The sequence below is a fragment of the Streptomyces sp. S.PNR 29 genome, from assembly GCF_030386795.1.
Taxonomy (GTDB): domain Bacteria; phylum Actinomycetota; class Actinomycetes; order Streptomycetales; family Streptomycetaceae; genus Streptomyces.
This window is the reverse complement of record NZ_JANUQM010000008.1, coordinates 356,493-376,331: the sequence shown is the minus strand read 5'-3', so window position 1 is coordinate 376,331 and position 19,839 is coordinate 356,493. Positions and strand designations below refer to the sequence as shown.

The window sequence follows — 19,839 nt, the reverse complement described above, 5'->3', positions numbered from 1 at the left end:
CAGCTCGGGTCGGGGCCGAAGCCATGGCCGGGGGGTGGCGAGGCCGAAAGCCCGGGTCATCACCACAGGGCATAGCGGAGTCGTGGACGGGTCACACAGCCAGGGACACGGCCCGGGTCGTGGCCGGGTCGTAGCCCAGGTCATGACCAGGGTCGTGGCCCGGGTCATGGCCAGGATCGTGGCCAGGTCGAGGACCGCGTCATGGCCAGGATCGTGGCGGGGGCGTGGCCCGGGTCATGGCCAGGATCGTGGCCAGGTCGAGGACCGCGTCATGGCCCGGGTCGTGGCAGAGTCACGGCCAGGTCGAGGACCGCGTCATGGCCCGGGTCGTGGCAGAGTCACGGCCAGGTCGTGGACCGCGTCCGCGTGCGGCAGGGCCGCAGCCGGGTCACAGCCTGGGCCAGGGCCCGGTCATGCCCGGGGCCGCAGCTCGGGTCGGGGCCGAAGCCATGGCCGGGGGGTGGCGAGGCCGAAAGCCCGGGTCATCACCACAGGGCATAGCGGAGTCGTGGACGGGTCGCAGCCCGGGACACGGCCCGGGACACGGCCAGGATCGTGGCGGGGGCGTAGCCCAGGTCATGGCCAGGATCGTGGCCAGGTCGAGGACCGCGTCATGGCCCGGGTCGTGGCGGGGGCGTGGACCGCGTCATGGCCAGGATCGTGTCAGGGGCGTAGCCCAGGTCCTGGACCGGGTCATGGCCCGGGACGCGGCCAGGGTCGTGGCCGGGTGCCAGCCCAGGTCATGGCCAGGATCGTGGCCAGGTCGAGGACCGCGTCATGGCCCGGGTCGTGGCGGGGGCGTGGACCGCGTCATGGCCAGGGTGGTGGCGGGGTTGTGGGCAGGGTGGTGCCGGTTTTCAGGCGGCGTAGAGGTCGAAGGTCGAGGTGCGCCGCGGTCCGGCCATGACGTCCAGCTGGGGGTCGACGGCCAGCATGGCCTGGTGCAGCCGCTGCACCTGCGGGGAGGGCTCGACGCCCAGCTCCTCGATCAGCCGGATACGCAGCTTGCGGTAGACGTCCAGGGCGGACGCCTGCCGGCCCGACCGGTACAGCGCCACCATGGCCTGCGAGTGCAGTCCCTCGTGCTGAGGATGACGCGCCGTCAGCTCGGTGAGTTCGGCGATGAGTTCGGAGTGCCGGCCCAGCCGCAGATCGGCGTCGATACGCCGCTCGACGGTGCCCAGGCGGCTCTCCTCCAGACGCATGACCTCTATCTCAAGGATCGGCCCGACCCGCACATCGACCAGCGCCGGCCCGCGCCACAGCTCCAGCGCCTGGCGGAAACAGCCCGCCGCACCGTCGTCGTCACCCGCCTCGAACGCCGACCGCCCCTGGGTGACCATGCGTTCGTACTCGTGCACATCCACACTCTCGGGCGGTATCTGCATCAGATACCCGCCATGCCGGGTGGCGAGCACCTCCTTGGCCGCTCCCGGAGCATCCGGCCCCATCGCCGTGCCCAGCCGCCTGCGCAGCTGCAGAATGTAGGTCTGCAGCGTGGTGAGCGCGCTCTGCGGCGGCTCGGTCCCCCAGATCTCCTCCATCAGCATGGGCACGGGCATCACCCGCCCGGGATACAGGGCCAGCAGGGCGAGAATCTGCCGCGGCTTGCCCGCCGTCGGAACGATCGATCCCCCATTGACCTCGGCACTCAACGGACCCAGAACCTGAATCTTCACTGGTTTCCTCCGTACCTCGTCGAGTTCCTCTCAGTGGCTGATTCCGTCGCCGCGAGCACACTAGCCGGAACTGCCCGGCACCCTCCTTTTCATCAACCAAGGCTCAAGGAGATTCCAACTGCGGACCCGCCCGCCCGGAATTGAGCCACTTGAGAAAAAGCGAACAACGACTACAGCGAAGCTCGCACGAACGTATCCGCCCCCCACCCCGAAAAACCCAACCCGGCACCGCTCACCCCCAGGCCGCTCACCCCCGGCACCGCTCACCCCCCGGCACCGCTCACACCCAGGCCGCTCACGCCCGGGCCGCTCGCCCCCTGACCGCTTACGCCTGGGCCGCTCACCCCTTAAGCCGTTCGCCCCGGCCGGACGCAATCGGCGTAACGCCCCCTGCTGCCGCGGCTGGTGCGGCGCCCGGACCCGCGAAAGACACAACCGCCCGCAAGCGAGCGGCCCCGGCACGCGCAGACGCACCCGCCCGCCGCCTCAAGGACGGCGGGCGGGCACGGCGGGGGAAAAGAGCAGGGGCCAGGGAACTGTGAGGCGCCGGCGGAAGCTGCGAGGCGCCGGCGGGAGCTGTGAGGCGCGGGCGGGAGCTGCCGGGGTGCGGCGGCGGGGGGCTGTGGGGTGCGGGCGGGGCGGGGTTGCTCAGCTGGTGGGCGCGAGCCGCTCTTTGGCGGTGTCGGGCGCCGCCGCGACGGGCTCGCAGTTGGCCATGAGGATGGAGCGCTGCAGCCGATGCAGTCCCGCGGACGGCTCCAGGCCGAGCTCGCGCACGAGCGTGGCGCGCAGCCCCTGGTACACGCTGAGCGCCTCGCCGCGCCGCCCCGAGCGGTACAGGGCGAGCATGAACTGGGCGTGCAGGCTCTCATGGGTGCGGTAGCGGTTCACTAAGACGGTCAGCTCCGCCAGCAGCTCGCGGTGCCGGCCCAGCCGCAGATCGGCCTCGATGCGCTGGTCCAACGCACACAGCCGGCTCTCGTCCAGCCGCTTGATCTCCATCTCCAGCTGCGGCCCGGCCTGCACGTCGGCGAACGGCGTGCCCGACCACAGGGCCAGCGCCTGGCTCAGCTGCCGCGCCGCGCCGGGGAAATCACCCGCGTCCATCGCCCGGTACCCCAGACCCGCCAGCCGCTCGAACTCACGGACATCGCTGCGGCCGCCGAAACTGGCCAGCAGATAACCGCCCGGCGTGGTCACCAGCACGTCCTTGGGCGTGCGCTGCTGCGCATCGCCCTCAAGAGCCCGGGCGATGAGTTCACGCAACTGCAGGATGTAGGTCTGCAACGTGGTGCGGGCGCTGCGCGGCGGCGTGGTCCCCCACAGCTCCGCCATCAGCGCGGAGACGGGCACCACCCGGTCGGCATGCAGCGCCAGCAGGGCAAGGACCTGCCGCGGCTTGGGGGCCGTGGGCGTGATGGAGACCTTGTTCTCCTGCACCGCCAACGCGCCGAGTACGTCGATGTCCACAGCGTCTCCCTGACGTGGATGATGCCGCTCGCGGGGGCCGTCCCCGACCACAGAAGTGATTCAAGAAGATTCCCGACACCCTGTCAATACAAAACCGCACAGATGGTTTGTATTTTTCGACGAAGTTCCGCACACCAGCCACCCCGCCCGCACGCAGGCCCGGGCCAGAGGACAGGGCCCGGGCGCGGGCGCGGGCCAAGCACCGCGGCAGCTCAACGCCGCGCCTGCAAGGCAGGGCGAGACCGGAGCAGGACGGAGGCAAGGCAGGCCGGGGCGGCGGCGTGGCCGGGGGCGGCGGCGTGGCCGGGGGCGGCGGCGCGGCCGGCCCGGGCCGTCAGGGCACACCACCCCGGCCGGCCAGCAGCCCAACGCGGCGCCTGCAGGGCGGGGCGAGACCGGAGCAGGACGGAGGCAGGACGGGCCGGGGGCGGTGGCGTGGCCGGGGGCGGCGGCGTGGCCGGCCCGGGCCGTCAGGGCACACCACCCCGGCCGGCCGCATGAAGCGGCGGTCCGCCCGCCGCAGGCGGCGAAAGGAGCCGGACCGGTCTGTTCAACCGGTGGCCCCTGTTCAAGGGGGTGGCCTGTTCAGAGGATGGTCTGTTCAGGGGGTCGTCTGTTCCGGGGTGGCGGGGGCGGGACGCAACACGCCGGGGCCGGAGCCGCCGGGAACCAGCCCGGCCAGCCGGCCGGGCGCGGCCAGCCGCGGCAGCATCAGCTCCCAGTACTGGCTGAGCGTGTGCCGCGAGACCCAGGCGGGGTCGGTGACACTGAGGACCTCAAAGCCCACACTCGCCGCGACGACCGCGCCGGCGGCATCGGCGGGCGAGACCCCGCCGGCGAGTTCGCCCTGCTGCCGGGCAGTGTGCAGCACCGCACAGACCCAGCGCTGCCACTGCCCCCGCAGATCCACCACACCCACCGCACCGCCCCGCCGGGCAGCGGTCGTGACCAGCTCGAAACCCGCCCTGACCACCACGTCCCGCTCCAGGCTGCCCAACACCGCGTGCGTGGCGTCCACCAGCCGCTGCAGCGCACTGCCGGGCCGCTGATCGGCCTGCCCGGTGATGTGCCGCACAGCCTCGGCGGCCGCCGCCTCCACCGCCCGGGCCAGGTCATGCTTGCTGGCGAAGTGAAAATGCAGCGCCCCGCTGCTCACCCCCGCCTTCCTGCTGATGGTACTGAGCGTGGTGGGCACAAAACCCTCCTCGGCGAACGCCTCCGCCGCCGCCCGCACCAACGCCCGGCGCGTACGCACGGCACGCTCCTGCTGCACCATCATCTGTCTCCCGGACTCGAAAACAACCAGACCCCGCCCCACTGCCCGGCAGCGCCGGAACACCCACGACCCGCACGCAGCACAGCACGGCCGGGCCCGTACACCCCCCGCACCGCCCCGGCCCCGCCCCGGCCCCGCCCCGGCCCCGCCCCGGCCGCGGCCTGCGGCCTGCGGCGGGGCGGGGCGGGCCTGTACCGGGCCCCCGCCCGGGGCCGCAGCCCCCGGGCGGGGGCGGGGCGGTCACTGCGGCGGGTTGCCGTGTTTGCGCGAAGGCAGATCGGCAGGCTTGCTGCGCAGCATCGCAAGAGCGCCGATGAGCACCTCACGGGTGGCGGCCGGATCGATGACATCGTCGACCAGGCCCCGCTCGGCGGCGTAATAGGGATGCATCAGCTCGGCCCGGTACTCCTTGACCATCGCCGCCCGCACAGCCTCAGGATCCCGTGCGGCCGCGATCTGCTTGCGGAAGATGACCCCCGCGGCGCCTTCCGCACCCATCACCGCGATCTCGTTGGTCGGCCAGGCATACGTCACATCCGCACCAATGGACTGCGAATCCATCACGATGTACGCACCCCCATACGCCTTGCGCAAAACCAGCGAGACCCGCGGAACGGTCGCATTGCAGTAGGCATACAGCAGCTTCGCACCGTGCCGGATGATCCCGCCGTGCTCCTGACCCACCCCCGGCAGGAACCCCGGCACATCCAGCAGCGTCACCAGCGGAATATTGAAAGCATCACACATCTGCACAAAACGCGCCGCCTTCTGGGACGCCGCGATATCCAGCACCCCCGCCAGCACCTGCGGCTGGCTCGCAACCACACCCACCACCGACCCGTCCAGCCGCACCAGCGCACACACCACATTGCGCGCCCAGCACTCATGAACCTCCAACACCTCACCGTCGTCGACGATCTCCTCGATCACCCGGCGCATGTCATACGGCCGGCTGCCGTCCGCCGGCACCAGATCCAGCAGCACATCCGAACGACGGTCCACCGGATCCCCGCAACGCACCACCGGCGCACCCACCCGGTTGTTCGACGGCAGCATCGACAGCAGATACCGCACCTCCGCCAGACACGTCCGCTCATCGTCATACACGAAATGCGCCACCCCACTGGTCTCAGAATGCACACCAGCACCCCCCAGACCATCCAGCGAAATCTCCTCACCCGTCACAGCCCGGACCACATCCGGACCCGTAATGAACATCTGCGACGTACCCCGCACCATGAACACAAAATCCGTCAGCGCCGGACTATAAGCCGCACCCCCCGCACACGGCCCCAACATCACACTGATCTGCGGAATCACCCCCGACGCCGCCGCATTACGCCGGAAAATCCCCCCATACCCCGCCAGCGCACCAACCCCCTCCTGAATCCGCGCACCAGCCCCGTCATTCAACGACACCAACGGCGCACCCGCCGCCAACGCCATATCCATCACCTTATGAATCTTCGCCGCATGCGCCTCACCCAACGCACCACCAAAAATCCTGAAATCATGCGCATACACAAACACCGTCCGCCCCTCCACCAACCCCCACCCCGTCACCACACCATCCGTATACGGCCGATTCCCCTCCAACCCGAACCCACTCGCCCGGTGCCGCCGAAGCTGCCCCACCTCCCGGAACGACCCCTCATCCAGCAACAACCCAATCCGCTCACGCACCGTCAACTCCCCCCGCACACACCGCCCCCGCCTCCCCCCACCCCCCGGACCCGCCACCGCCCGCGCCCGGATCTCCCCCAACTCCGCCACACGACCCCGCGCATCACCCCCACCCACACCCACACCAGAACCCGCACCCCCACCGGCACCCGCACCAGAACCCGCACCCGCACCCGCACCCGCACCAGAACCTTCACTGATCATCACCACAACTTCTCCCCCTTCCCAGACACACCGGCACCAGCACAGCCCGCACACACGGACCACACCACACTAACAAACCGCACAGACGGTTTCACTAGCCAGACAGACAGACATGCAGACAGACACGCAGACAGGCAGGGCAGGCAGGCAGGCAGGCAGGACACCACCCAGCACAACACCACCACCAGCCACCCGACCCAAGACACAAGCCCACCACCACCCAAGCGGCACCGCGACACAGCCTCACCACCAGCCACCCGACCGGAGGCACAGGGCTCACCGCCAGCTATGCGGCGCCCGATACACCCCACCACCCCCCCACCCAACACCACCCTCCCGCACCCCCCACCCCACCAACCCCTCCCCCTCCCGCCCCGCAAACACCGCCAACAACACCACCGCAACAGCAGCCAACTCCTCAGCACCCACCCACCCACGCTCAACCCGCAACCACACAGCCCCACCAACACCATCCATAAACATCCCTCCCAGACTCCCACCCACCATCCAACCCCCCACTCAAAACCCACTCGCACCCCACTAGAAACCACCCCCCACCAACCAGCAAACCCCGATCTCCGCCCACGACTCAGCAGACTCACAGTCGCCGTCCTGAGCGCAACCAAGTCCTTGCCACCGTCCACGCGCACGCCGATCAGCACGAGCACACACACCTTGGCCTTTTCCAGGCGGAGGTTGAGAAGAATGCCGTCAGCCCACACGTACGCGTAGTCGACACCCGCGAGATCGCGGTCCATGAAGGCGGCGTGGTCGGCCTGCCATTGCCGGGGGAGCCGGTGATGACCGCCGGGCAGAGCCCGGCCGAGCTGCCAGGAACTGCTCCAGCACGGGCAGCACCTCGCTGATCTCCAAGAACTTGACGCACCAGGGCGGCAGGATCGCCGAGGAGAACCTGACTTCGGCCTCCAGCGCGGCAGCGAGCATCTGCCTGCGCCTTCACGGACGATCTCGTCGATCAGGGAGCCGTTCGGCGTGGTGCCGTCGTCCAACGGGAAACAAACGCCCCGGCCAGCGAAGCGGATACCGCAACCGGCCGGCACCGGACGACGAAAACCTGAACACCCACCAGCCGCCCGCCGACCAGCCGCCGGCCGGCCAACGGAACCCCGCGGCCGACCCCCGCCCGGCCCGACCGCCTCGCTACACCGGCTCGGCCGCTTCCTTGTCCCGGCGCAACTCCATCGCCTCTTTGTAGACACGCTCGGCACGCTCCGGCGAGAAGTCCATCCGGGACAGCACCGCCGGAACCGCAATAGCCGGCAACACATGCCGGTACAAGTCGATCACCCGCTCCGGCATGTCCGAGCGATTCGTCATGATGTTCGACAACACCTGCACCCCCGTCATCGCCCCCACCATCACCTTCGTCACACGCGGCAGATCCACATGAGGAAGGATCTCCCCCGCCGCCTTCGCCTCCCGCAGCACATCCAACGTATGACGCTCCCAGTCCTGCATCGGCACCCGCCGGTCCAGACTGTCCCGCAACACCCCCTGATCCACCGTCAACCGCACGCTGCCCTGCACAATCGCGTCCCCGGTATCCCGCTTCAGCAAATACGCCAGCAATAACGCCTCATCCAACGACCTCTGCAAACTCAACTCCCGCTGCGGCACCACAGGAAGCGAATTCACCTGTTCATCCAGCACACACTGCGCCAACTCCGCCTTCGACGAGAAATGAAAATACAAAGCCCCCTTCGTCACACCCGACCGCTTCAAAATCTCCGAAATCGTCGCCGCCTCATACCCCACCTCATCAAACACCTCACCCGCCGCAACCAAAATCGCCCGCCGCGTACGCGCAGCACGCTCCTGACGCGCCACTATCCACCTCCCAACCCCCGACACGGCCACATGAGCAACAGAGCCCCGCACCACCCAACAGACCAGCGTGGGACGCCACCCCAAAAATAGAACCAGCTGTCCGGTTTTACAAGCACCCAGCCACCCCCTACACCCCGGACACCCCGACGCCGCCCCCACACCCCCCAGCCCCCACACCGCAACCACCCCACACCACCAGCCACTTCTCCCAGCACCTTGCAAAAAACCGGCGGGTCCGTATCTTTATGGGCCTGCACCCCCGCCACCCATCACCCAGATGCACCCGCGGAGAGGCCCCATGACCCTGCTGACCATCCACCAGGAACCCACCCACCTCGCCCCGCACACCACCAACACCTCCGACAGCCTCAGCCCCGCCGATGCACCCGGCAGCGTCGGCACCGCCGACGAGGCCGATCCGCAAACCGCCAACCAGCTGTCCGACCTCCTCTTCGACACACACCACCACGACCACGCCCACGACCAATGGCGCGCGCTGATCTCCCGCAAAGAATTCCGCTACACCCCCAACCTCACCGACACCGAACGCATCGCCCTCTCCTACACCCGCCTACGCCTGATCAACGACCACGTCGACCCCGAAACCCTTGCCCGCGACCCCGGCCGCCTCGCCGCCCTGCACGAATGGACAGGCTTCACCGACGGCGGACTGTGCACCCTCATCAGCATCCATTACAACCTGTTCCTGGGCAGCCTCCTCGACCACCAGGACCCCGCACACCCCCGCAACCTCGCTGACTTCACCACCCTCAAGCGCACCGGAACCTTCCTGTGCACCGAGCTCGACCACGGCAATGACGCCGCCAATCTCCAAACCATCGCCGACTACAACCCCCACACCCAGCAATTCACCCTGAACACCCCCACCCCCGGTGCTCAGAAGTTCATGCCCAACACCAGCCTCACCGGCGGCCCCAAAACCGGCCTCGTCGCCGCCCGTCTCATCTCAGACGGACACGACCTGGGCGTCCACCTCTTCCTCACCCCCCTCAGCGACGAAAACGGTCTCCTGCCGGGCGTCACCGTCCGCCCATTACCCACCACCAACGGCCCCCTCGTCGACCACAGTCTCACCTCCTTCGACCACGTCGCCCTCCCCCACAACGCTCTCCTCCAAGCCCCCCACAGCCGGCTTCAGCCCAACGGCGCCCACAGAACCACCCTCGGCAACAAACGCAAACGCTTCCTCACCACCATCAACCGCGTCACCACCGGCAAACTCTGCATGAGCGCCGCCAGCCTCGGCATGGCACGCGCCGCCCTCACCCACGCCGTCCACCACGCCCACACCCGACACACCACCGGGCCACGCCCCGACCAACACATTCCCCTCGCTGCCCACCGCACCCACGCCAGCCCTCTGCTCAGCAAAATCGCGCAAATCTATGCGATGACCTTCCTTCACCGCACCACCGTCAGCCAACACAGCGCCCACACCGCCCACAACAAAACGGACATCGAACGCCAAGTCGCCCTCACCAAAGCCTGGATCACCTGGCAGGCCCGCGACATCACCACCGAAGCCCGCGAACGCTGCGGCGCACAAGGCCTCTTCCCGCACAACGGAATCGCCGACCTCACCCGCAACATCGAAGGAGCCATCACCGCCGAAGGCGACAACCTCGTCATCTGGACCAAGGCCGCCGCCGAAATGATCCTCACCCCCCACACCCACCCGGCCCCCAAAGCCACCGAATGCCATGACACCCCCAGAATCGACAATCCCCACCATCCCAGCCACCGTCACCACGAAGCCCACAGGGATCTCACCAACCCCATCTACCTCCGCAACCTCCTCGCCTACACCGAAACCATCTGGCACACCCGCGCCCGAACCGCCCTCCGCCAAGGTCCTGCCCGCAACCCCATCGCCCGCTGGAACCACACGGCGCCCCATGCCCTCCAAATGATCTCCGCCCACACCCGCCTGCAGGCCGCCGACGCCTTCATCACCGCCCTCCACACCGCCACCCACCAACCCGCCAAAGCTCTGCTCTCGCGCCTGTGCACGCTCTATCTCCTGAATGAAATCACCGCGCACACTGGTGACCTGCTCACCCATCACCACCTCACCCCTGATCACATCGAGGCCCTCCCCGCCACCACCAACCACATGATCCACACCCTCACTCCCCATCTCCGAACCCTCACCCAAGCCTTCAACCACCCCACAGACCTCCGCCCGATGTCCCGCTACGGGACAGGCGTCACGGAGGCCGCGGGTCCGTGCGCATGAAGCTGACGGCAATAACACTCGACTGCCCCGACCCACTGGCACTGGCCGCGTTCTATCAGCGGGCCACCGGGCTCGAACTCCACCACGAATCCAACGCGGACTTCGCCGGCCTCACCGGCGGGGACGGAGTTCTCCTCGGCTTCCAACGGGCCGACGATCACCAGGCTCCGCACTGGCCCGGCCAAACCGTGCCGCAACAGATCCACCTCGACTTCGCGGTCGCCGATCTCGATGAGGCTGAGGCTCTGCTGCTGGAGTTGGGTGCGGGCAAACCGGAGTACCAACCGGGCGGCGACAGGTGGCGGATCTTCACCGACCCTGCCGGGCATCCCTTCTGTCTGACCAGAGGCTGAGCACCCGAGAAGTGCCGCGCACCGAGGATCTCTTCCGTTGCGCCGTCAGCACGTGCTGGTGCTGACGGCGCGGTCGTGGGCAGCGGAACGCGTAGGGTCGTCCGCTGCCCGCCTTCAGGGGAAGCTGGGGCCGCGGCCGGTGGCTCAGGTCTTGATGGCCACCGTCTCGTCCGGCAGCCGCGTTGCCTGCGCACCCGGCCCGCGTCCGGCGAGGCGCATGGCGACGCATGCCCCCAGGTAGAGCGTGGCGACGACCAGCAGCAGCGCCTGATAACCGGTCACCAGGGCCAGGTACTCCAGAGCGCCCCCGGTCAGCGCGCCCAGCAGATTCGCACCGAACGCCGATGTGGGGTCCGGGGCGGACGCGAGGCGGTCCGAGAAGATGAGGTTGGCGCAGAAGATGGGAGCGAAGGCCAGGGCGATGGCGCAGGCGAGCCGTCCGGCGAAGGGCAGTGAGAGCACGGCGTCCGCCGGGACGAGCCAGGCTACCGCGAGGGAGCCGAAGAGCATGAGCTGCAGCAGCAGTTGGTTGACCCGCCGCAGCCTGCGCCGGACCTCGACCGCCGCGAGGACGGCGAGCAGGACGCCGAAGAAGACCAGGGCGTTGACCAGCCAGGTCGTACCGAAGTAGAGCGCGAAGCCGATCACGTTCTTCGTTTCGAGCAGCATGAAGGCCGCGCCCAGCAGGAACATGTCGGCGTAGCGGACCGTGCTACGGATACGGACCCCGGTCAGGCGCACCGACAGCAGCGTCACCAGCAGGATCGCGCCCAGTGCCCCCAGGTAGAGCCCGGGGATGGTCCGGTGGAGCAGATAGGGGAAGGGGTGATCATCGCTCGCGGACGCCGGGACCGCGCCGCTGGGCCGCCAGGTCTGCCGGCAGGACTGGTCGGCGGTCGTCATCCCCGCCACCAGCACGGCCGCGTTCCTTTTGTACGTCGTCAAGCAGGGGGCGTGGCCGTAGATGTCATCGAGGGTGCCGGCGAAGCGGTCGACCAACCAGCTCTTCCGGTAGTAGTTGTACATCGCGAACGCGCCGTCCAGCTTCAGGTGGTCGCGCGCGGCTTCGAACGCCTGCTCGGTGAACAGATAGCTCTCAAGGCGCAGATTGCTCGCGCCGGCCACCAGCGTCAGCGAGTCCGGCAGGGCCAGGACGATGAGGTCGTACTTGGTTTTCGTCCGCTCCAGGAAGGCCCGTCCGTCGTCGATGTGGACGTGCACCCTGGGGTCGTCGTACGGCCTCGCGGGGTGCAGCTGGGCGCCGATCTGCTGCAGCCGGGGATCGATCTCGACCGCGTCCACGTGCTCCGCTCCCTGCGCCAGCGCGACCGCCACGTCATTGCCGTTGCCGGCCCCGATGACCAGCACGCGCTTGTGCGGGTTGTGGGGCGTCTGGTCGTACGCCTGCCGGTAGGGCGAGTTCTCCCGCAACAGCACAGGCAGTGGTGCGGTGCTCTGATGCGGGACCCCGTTGGCGGAGATGTAGTACGTCCGGGTGGTGGTCGGGGAGGGTTCGAGCTCGATCTTGTAGTAGGGCGACCAGGAGATGCCGGCCGTCGTCGACTCCATGAACAGCGCGGCGACCATCGCCGTGAGGGGGATGCCGTACAGCAGGGTGTTGCGGCGTCCGCCGAGGATCAGCAGGGCTGCGGCGGCGAGTACGCCCCATACGACCGACGGGGCGCGGAGCCAGGACAGCACGGCGAAGGCCACCGAGCCGGTGATGCTGCCGAGCAGGTCGTAGCGGTAGGCGTCGAGCGAGGGGAGCTGGCGGAAGAGATCGGCGGTGATCTTGCCGATGCCGGCCATGATCACCGCGGTCAGCAGGAAGATGGCCGGCAGTGTCACCCACTCGGGCAGGCCGGTGGTCTTCACGGCGGTGAAGTAGATGACCTCGGCGCTGCTCTGACGCACCTGCACCGGATACTCGCGTACCAGGATGACGAGGAGCGCGAGCGGGATCGGTGTGCAGCGCTTGAGCCACCTTCCGCGTGTGGCGGGGATCAGGAACCCGAGGCCGATGCCGAGGAACGATCCCAGCAGGATGAAGTTCGAAAAGTAGCTGAGATGGACGACGTTGGCGCCCGCCCATCTGATCAGCGCGAGTTCGACGAACAGCATGACGGTGCTGGCAAGCACGAGCCTCCAGCGCACCGAGCTTTCAACTTGTCCGCTTTTGATCCAATTCACGCGCATTTACGGTGCCATCTTCGGCGCGGCGAGTCGAGATGCCTTGCCGGTATGGCGGCGCGGATCTTTGGGAGTCCGCCGAGCAGTCCACCGCGAACGCCTTCCGGCCACACCCGCCCGATGACCGGAACCCGCTGTTCGGTCGCTGCGGCCGATCATCTTTACTCTGTCGTGTCGTCACGTCACAGAGTGTTCGGCGGCAGGAGAGCGCTTGTCCGAGGGAAGGAAGCCATGGGGTCCCATCTGAGCAGCGGGTCGGCAGCCCGTCATGAGCCGCTGGAGGCGATGAGCCTGGAGCCGCTCATGACCACGGAGTACGAAAGGCGCCCGGCCCTGGTCTTCGAGCGCCTGCGCCGGATACACGGTCCGGTGGCACCGGTGGACCTGCTGGGGGTGCCCGTCTGGCTGGTTCTGGGCTACGAGGAAGCGCTGGAGGTCCTGAGGAACGACCACGAGTGGCCGAAAGGCCTGGAAAACTGGCGTGCTCGGGAGGAGGGGCGACTGCCCGAGGACTGGCCGCTGGGGCCCTCTCTCGACGTCAACCATGTGCTGATACAGGGTGGCGAGGGGTACCGGAACCTGCGCGCCGCATGGGATGTCGCCCTCAAGCCGTTCCAGGACCCGCGGCATCCCCAGGCCCGGCAGCTCAGGGCGAAGACCGCCCGTGATGCGGACGAGCTCATCACGTTGCTCTCCCAGGCAGGCCGCACCGGCTGGGCGGACCTGTCCGCGCAGTTCTCGCGACCGTTGCCGCTGATGGTCGCCAGCCATCTGCTGGGCTTCCCCGGCTCCCAGCACGACGACGCGCTGATGGACATGTGGCGTGTGCTGGACGCCGGCCCCGATGCCGGGCCGGCCCTGGAGCGGCTGCTGGGGGCCCTGGCCGAGCTGGGTGCCTGGAAGATGAAGAAGCCGGGCGACGACTTCCCCTCCTATCTGCTCGCCGCCCACCCGGGCCTCGGAGTCGAGGACCTGTCCCGGGAACTGATGATGCTGCTCGGCATGACCTCCGACCATGTCGGCATCCTGATCTCCAACACCGTCGTCGAGGCGATCAGCGGGAACGTTTCGGCGCGCGCCAGTCTGTCGGCGGGGATGATCAGGGAGACCATGAACCGGGTGGTGATGCAGAAGCCTCCGCTGGTCAACTTCGTCCCCCGGTTCCCCGTGGTCGACACGCGGCTGGGCAACTACACCATCGCCGCCGGCGACCCGGTGTGGGTGTCCGTCGGCGCCGCGCACGCCGACCCGGAGTTCTCGGACAAGGTCTGTCCCAGCTCGACCATCAGCACCCGGGCGCACCTGGCCTGGGGGGCCGGCCCGCGCCAGTGCCCGGCCAGGGAACTGGCCACCAGCGCGGCGTCCATCGGTGTGAGCCGGCTGTTCGAGCGTCTGTCCGGGCTGGAGCTGTCGCTGCCCATGGACCAACTGCCCTGGCGGTCCTCCCCCTTCATGCGCGGCCTGCGATCGCTCCCGGTCCGCTACACCCTCGCGGACGCACCCGCTGCTCCGCCTGCGGACGCACCGGCCCCTCCCGCGGCCCCTCCCTCATCGGGCCAGTCCGCGGCCGCCGGCGACGATCGGCCGCGCTCCTCGTTGTGGCGCTACCTGGCCAGCCTGGTGCGCGGACGGTGATCAGGCGGGATGCGCCGACGAACCCTCCAGCGCGATGACAGCCACCTGCACGTAGTCACGCGTTGCGCTGTGAGCCGAGCCGCCGCGTCCGGGGAGCACCAGGGGCCTCTGCGCTCCTGCGCGGGCGGGCCGGGGTTGCAGGGGTTCACGTGCCGGGCTCCGCTCGACGAGGTGTGGGGCGGGGTTCCTGGGCGTGCGGGCGGAGAAGCCCGGGACGCCGTCCCACAGCTGCCCGGCCGTCTCCCTGCTGGGGCCCGGGGGGGGGACGGCCGGGCCGAAGAGGCCGTGCGAGGTCGCCACCGGCCAGGGTGACGGCCCGCGCTTGCGAGGACCGGATCGCGATCGCCTCGTCGTACAGAGTGGACTCGTCTCTTCTGGGGCCGCAGCCCACCGGACATGGCTGATTCAGGCCGAGGGCGCCCCGGTGCCGGTCAGGAGTCGCGCGGTCCGTCGCCCGGCTCCGCCACGGTGGTGGCGGCTCCTGGGGTCGTACGGTGACAGGCGGCGCGGGCGCTCGTGAGGCGGGCCGGCGCTGTGCCCATGAGGGCGGCGGTACCAGGCAGGCGAGCCACAACGTGTCGCGGTGCCCGGCCCGGGCGAGGGGAGGACCCGGCATTACTCCACTGGGCCTGCCCCGGCCGTGCCCCGTCGGCCGATGTCGGCTGCTGCTCGGAGCCGGAGCGGCCGCAGCCGGTGCGCTGCCGTGTTTCCCCGTGACAGTGTTGCTCTTCCGGCCGCACTGTGACGTAATCGAATCTGAAGAACGGATCTTGGCGGTGCCCTTGCCGCGCCGGAAGGAGCGGCTCCTATGCACGGGTATGCGACCACGGACAGCAACAGGGTGACGGCGGCGCCCGGCGGTCTGCTGGACCTCCTGAGGGTCGCGGCCGTGGTCCTCGACGGACGCGGGCACATCGCGCTGTGGAGTCCCGAGATCGAGGAGCTGCTCGGTTACTCCGCGGAGGAGGCACTGCGGCAGCGGGCCGACACGCTCCTGGTCGCGCCCGAGAACCGGTCGCAGGCCAGGGAGCTGTTCACCCAGGTCCGCTCGGGAGCCCCCTGGGCGGGTGTCTTCCCGCTGCGGCACCGGGACGGCACGGAGCGCGCCGTGGAGTTCCGCACGATGCGCCTGCTCGACAGCGAAGGGCAGCCTCATCTGCTGGGGCTTGCCACGGACGCGCGGACCGTGCGGGGCGTGGAGCGGGATCTGGCGCTCTCCCACAGCCTCGTCGACCAGACTCCCGTGGGCATCGCCGTCTTCGACAACGACCTGCGCTGGGTCGGCGTCAATCCCGCCCTGGAGCGCATGAACGGCGTTCCCGAATCGGCCGTGGTCGGCCGGCGGGTGGGAGAAGTGCTGCCGGACCTGGACGTGCAGGCCATCGAGGCCCGGATGCGGCACGTCCTGGCGACCGGCAAGCCCCTGCTCGACCAGCAGACCATCGGCCGTACGGCCGCCGACGTCCAGGATCGCGCGTACTCGGAGTCGTACCACCGCATCGAGGACACGAACGGCCGGGTGCTCGGGCTCGCGATGGCCGTCCTGGACGTCACCGAGCGCCAGCAGGCCGCGGCCGAGGTCGCGCAGGCCCGCCAGCGGCTGTCCGTGATCGCGGACGCCGGGGTGCGCATCGGCACCACGCTGGACCTCCGGCACACCGCGCGGGAGCTGGCCGACGTGACCGTGCCGCACGTGGCCGACCTGGCGGCCGTGGACGTCCTCGAATCCGTCGTGGCCCACGGCACCATCACGCCCGTCATGAGCAACGCTCCCGCCGAGTTCAGGGCGCTGGCCGTAGCGGCCGGTTACCCCACCGACGCGATCCACGCCGCCGACCCGGTCGGGGAACTGGCCACGTACGGCTCCTCCCGGATCATCACCCAGTGTGTCCGCGACGCGCGGCCGGTCCTGGTCGAGCGGGTGGACGGGCGGACGATGCGCCGAATCGCCCGGGACGGGCGCGCAGCCCAGACGCTTCATGAGGCCGGCGTCCACTCGTACCTGGCGCTGCCGCTGGTGGCCCGGGGCAAGGTGCTCGGCACCCTCAGCCTGTACCGGACCGTCAACGAACGTCCCTTCGACGAACAGGACCGCGTCCTCGCATCGGAACTCGCCGCACGCGCCGCGATCTGCATCGACAACGCACGTCTGTACGGACGTGAACGCGCCACCGCGCTGACGCTGCAGCGCAGCCTGCTCCCGTCCGCGCCGGCTCAGCAGGAGGGGCTCGACATCGCCGCCCGCTACCGTCCGGCCCTGAGTGAGGTGGGCGGTGACTGGTACGACGTGCTGCCGCTGGGGCCCGGACGCACCGGGCTCGTGGTGGGGGACGTGATGGGCAAGGGCGTCCAGGCCGCCGCGATCATGGGGCAGTTGAGTACCGCCACCCGTGCCCTGGCCCGCCTGGACCTGCCGCCCGCGGAGTTGCTGCGGCATCTCGACGACATCGCCGGCTCGCTCGGCGACGCGATCGCCACCTGCGTCTACGCCGTGTGCGACCTGCGTCGCGGCACCTGCGCGCTGTCCAGCGCCGGTCACCTGCCGCCCGTCCTGACCACGGGCGACGGCACCGCGCGGCTCGTCGACATCCCCGGCGGCGTACCGCTCGGGGTGGGCGGTGTGGACTTCGGCACCGTGGAACTGGAGCTGAGCCCCGGCTCGATGCTCGCGCTCTACACGGACGGACTGGTCGAGAACCGGGGCGAGCCGATCGACACCGGCCTCACCACGCTGACCCGCCTTCTCCAGAGCGCGAGCAGCCCGGGCCTGGAACAGACCAGCGACGTTGTCCTCAGTGCCCTGCGCCCGGCGCCCGACGACGACGTCGCGCTCCTCCTGGTCCGCACCCGCGTCTGAGCGCGGGGGCGCCGCATCAGGCCGCCGGCTCCAGCCGGACGCAGCACTGGCCGGGACCGGGGGCCAGACGTGCCGCGAGCCCGGTGTCGTCGAGCCCCTCAAGGACACCGCGCAACAGGTGGAGGTTCATGCCGCACACCGTCCGGGTGTGCTCGCGGGCCAGCGCGTGGAAGGGGCAGTTGACCAGGACGACGGCACTCTCCTCGCGCCGCGGTTCGTAGCCGCACCGCTCCAGGAGCTGGAAGACGTCCCCGGCGTCGTTTCCGCCCAGCTGCCTGCCCAGGTCCTCGGCCTTGCGGTGCAGCACGTCGCGCACCGGCTCTCCGGTCGCGTCGGACTCCTCCACGGCTTGGGCCAGGAGCCTTCCGGCGAGTTCGTAGCGGCGGTCCGGCAGGCTGACGTCGATCTGTTTCGCCGAGCGGCGGTAGAGCTTGGCCGGTCTGCCCGCGCCCGGGCCGGTACGGCCGGTGCGCCGCTCGTAGACCACGTCCAGCAGTGACGCGTCGGCCAGGCGGTCCAGGTGGAACGCCGCGGTCTGCCGCGCCAGGCCCAGGGCTGCGGCCGCCTCGTCCCGGCCGACCGGCCGGGGCTGCCGTACGACGTGGTCGTACAGCTTCCTGCGCGTCGGCTCGTCGAGCGCGGCGACGGCGGAGACGTCTCCGCCGGGTGCGTCCGGTGCGTCTTTCGAGGCGTTCACGAACACCAGTGTAAAACCCACAGCCATTGACTAAAGAGAGAGAACGCGCTTCTATCGTTAATGAAAGTTGTCGATAGAAGGAGGGATCATGTCCTCCACCACCATCAGCAGCAGGTCCGACGCCGACCGCCGGGCGATGCTGTCCGATCCCGGCTATCAGGCGTTCGTGATCCTGCGAACCGGGTTCACCGTGGCGCCGATCCTGTTCGGGCTGGACAAGTTCGCCAACCTGCTCGTGGACTGGCCCGTCTACCTCGCGCCGTGGATCAACGACCTCGTCCCCGGCAGCGCTCAGACGGCCATGTACGCGGTGGGCGGGATCGAGATCGTGGCCGGCGTCGTCGTGGGTCTGGCCCCCCGTTTCGGGGGCTGGCTGGTCGCCGGCTGGCTGGGCGGCATCATCATCAACCTGCTCACCATCCCCGGCTACTACGACATCGCGCTGCGTGACTTCGGACTGCTTCTCGGCGCGGTGGCGCTCGCCCGGCTCGCCCAGCGCTACCACCGCGAGCGTCCGTAACAGCCTCGCCCGCACCGCGCGAGCGGAACCGGTCGGCGGGTGGACGCCACTCGGCACCACCCGCCGCGCCATGGGCCGGCAGACCGTTCCCGTCAGCGCACCGCCGCTCCGGTCGCCCGTGACCGGCCGGGACTGCTCGGCCCGTATGCGCGGGTGGTGTGTCGGCGCGGTACGCGATACCGAACTGTCCAGTGCTGCGTGGCGACGCCGAATCGGCCCGCACTCCGGCGACAAGCGGGCACAAAGGCAGCGGACATGTCGGCCACAGTGTTGTCGCTAGCATGAGTGACCTCTGCCTGAAACGCCTGAAACGATCGGTGCGCCATGCTCAACAAAGTCACGCGGTACCTGCGTTGTCCCCACTGCGCCGGATCGCTGGACCTCCGGAACCGTGCTCTCGCCTGCGCGGACGGCCACTCGTTCGACGTGGCGAAACAGGGCTACGTGAACCTGCTGACCGGCACCGTCAAACTGAGCGCCGACACCCGCGAGATGGTGGACGCGCGCGCCGAATTCCTTGCCGAGGGCCATTACGAGGGACTTGCCGAAGCGGTCGCCGAGCTGTCGCGCAAAACCGTCGATCCCTCACTGCCCGGCTGCGTGGTGGACGTCGGCGGTGGCACCGGCTATTACCTGGCCCGGGTACTGGATGAATTACCGGACAGTGAGGGCGTACTGCTCGACATATCGAAGTTCGCCGCGCGGCGCGCGGCCAGGGCTCATCCGCGTATCGGTGCGGTCGTGGCCGACGCGTGGCAGTCCCTTCCGCTTCACGACGACTCCGTCTCTTTGGTGTTGAACGTGTTCGCCCCGCGCAATGCTGCCGACGTGCGGCGGGTCCTCGATCCGCAAGGAGTGCTGCTGGTCGTCACCCCCCGGCACGACCACCTTCAGGAGCTGGTCGGCACAGTGGGGTTGATGCGGGTGGACCAGCGGAAGGAGGAGCGGCTGGCCGAGCGGCTCGCTCCCCACTTCTCCCCCGCGGAGTCCCGCCCGCTCACCACGACGATGACGCTCGGCCATCGGGCGATGAACCTGCTGGTCGGCATGGGGCCCAACGCATGGCACCAGGAACCGTCCGGTCTGCTGGAGCGTATCGGCCGGTTGCCGGAGCGCTGCGACGTGACGGTGTCGGTCATGGTGACCGCCTACCGTCCCCTGCCGTGAGAG

Annotated in this window: 13 protein-coding genes and 1 pseudogene; 6 read left to right on the top strand and 8 right to left on the bottom strand. The window is 69.4% G+C overall.

Going from position 1 to position 19,839, the window contains the following annotated elements:
* Positions 1-857: 857 nt before the first annotated feature.
* The 6 genes and pseudogenes from NW895_RS23215 to NW895_RS23190 all read right to left on the bottom strand — a co-directional run bounded on the left by NW895_RS23215 (position 858) and on the right by NW895_RS23190 (position 8,160).
* Positions 858-1,679 (bottom strand): AfsR/SARP family transcriptional regulator, encoded by an 822-nt coding sequence (locus NW895_RS23215; protein ID WP_289937736.1) that lies wholly within the window; start codon positions 1,677-1,679, stop codon positions 858-860.
* Positions 1,680-2,327: 648 nt separating this feature from the next.
* A complete protein-coding gene (locus NW895_RS23210; RefSeq protein ID WP_289937735.1) occupies positions 2,328-3,149 on the bottom strand; it encodes an AfsR/SARP family transcriptional regulator in 822 nt (273 codons plus the stop codon).
* A gap of 601 nt (positions 3,150-3,750) precedes the next feature.
* Positions 3,751-4,428 carry a ScbR family autoregulator-binding transcription factor gene (locus NW895_RS23205; RefSeq protein ID WP_289937734.1) on the bottom strand — a complete coding sequence of 226 codons (678 nt, stop codon included), beginning with the start codon at positions 4,426-4,428 and terminating at the stop codon, positions 3,751-3,753.
* Between the two features lie 237 nt (positions 4,429-4,665).
* Positions 4,666-6,231 (bottom strand): acyl-CoA carboxylase subunit beta, encoded by a 1,566-nt coding sequence (locus NW895_RS23200; protein WP_289937828.1) that lies wholly within the window; start codon positions 6,229-6,231, stop codon positions 4,666-4,668.
* Between the two features lie 698 nt (positions 6,232-6,929).
* Positions 6,930-7,322 (bottom strand): annotated as a pseudogene (locus NW895_RS23195) (transposase); the annotation flags it as partial.
* A gap of 151 nt (positions 7,323-7,473) precedes the next feature.
* Positions 7,474-8,160: a ScbR family autoregulator-binding transcription factor gene (locus tag NW895_RS23190; RefSeq protein WP_289937733.1), complete on the bottom strand. Its 687-nt coding sequence runs from the start codon at positions 8,158-8,160 to the stop codon at positions 7,474-7,476.
* 298 nt (positions 8,161-8,458) lie between these two features.
* Here NW895_RS23190 and NW895_RS23185 point away from each other — a divergent pair, with 298 nt between their 5' ends.
* Both NW895_RS23185 and NW895_RS23180 read left to right on the top strand, forming a co-directional pair.
* Positions 8,459-10,417 carry an acyl-CoA dehydrogenase gene (locus tag NW895_RS23185; protein ID WP_289937732.1) on the top strand — a complete coding sequence of 653 codons (1,959 nt, stop codon included), beginning with the start codon at positions 8,459-8,461 and terminating at the stop codon, positions 10,415-10,417.
* Entirely contained in the window at positions 10,414-10,770 is a 357-nt protein-coding gene (locus NW895_RS23180; protein ID WP_289937827.1) for a VOC family protein, read from the top strand. The genes NW895_RS23185 and NW895_RS23180 overlap by 4 nt, the downstream gene beginning before the upstream one ends.
* A 144-nt stretch (positions 10,771-10,914) precedes the next feature.
* On the opposite strand, the gene NW895_RS23175 is transcribed toward NW895_RS23180, so the two are convergent.
* Positions 10,915-12,909 (bottom strand): spermidine synthase, encoded by a 1,995-nt coding sequence (locus tag NW895_RS23175; protein WP_289937731.1) that lies wholly within the window; start codon positions 12,907-12,909, stop codon positions 10,915-10,917.
* Positions 12,910-13,191: 282 nt separating this feature from the next.
* Here NW895_RS23175 and NW895_RS23170 point away from each other — a divergent pair, with 282 nt between their 5' ends.
* Positions 13,192-14,595 carry a cytochrome P450 gene (locus NW895_RS23170; protein ID WP_289937730.1) on the top strand — a complete coding sequence of 468 codons (1,404 nt, stop codon included), beginning with the start codon at positions 13,192-13,194 and terminating at the stop codon, positions 14,593-14,595.
* An 808-nt stretch (positions 14,596-15,403) separates the two neighbouring features.
* Positions 15,404-17,452: a SpoIIE family protein phosphatase gene (locus tag NW895_RS23165; protein WP_289937729.1), complete on the top strand. Its 2,049-nt coding sequence runs from the start codon at positions 15,404-15,406 to the stop codon at positions 17,450-17,452.
* 16 nt (positions 17,453-17,468) lie between these two features.
* Here NW895_RS23165 and NW895_RS23160 read toward each other — a convergent pair whose 3' ends face one another.
* Positions 17,469-18,155: a helix-turn-helix domain-containing protein gene (locus NW895_RS23160; protein ID WP_289937826.1), complete on the bottom strand. Its 687-nt coding sequence runs from the start codon at positions 18,153-18,155 to the stop codon at positions 17,469-17,471.
* A gap of 82 nt (positions 18,156-18,237) precedes the next feature.
* Here NW895_RS23160 and NW895_RS23155 point away from each other — a divergent pair, with 82 nt between their 5' ends.
* The gene (locus NW895_RS23155) at positions 18,238-18,669 is read left to right on the top strand and encodes a hypothetical protein (RefSeq protein WP_289937728.1); all 432 of its coding nucleotides are present in this window, start codon (positions 18,238-18,240) and stop codon (positions 18,667-18,669) included.
* Between the two features lie 324 nt (positions 18,670-18,993).
* Complete coding sequence (locus NW895_RS23150) at positions 18,994-19,836, top strand: putative RNA methyltransferase (RefSeq protein WP_289937727.1); 843 nt, start codon at positions 18,994-18,996, stop codon at positions 19,834-19,836.
* The last annotated feature ends 3 nt before the right edge of the window (positions 19,837-19,839 follow it).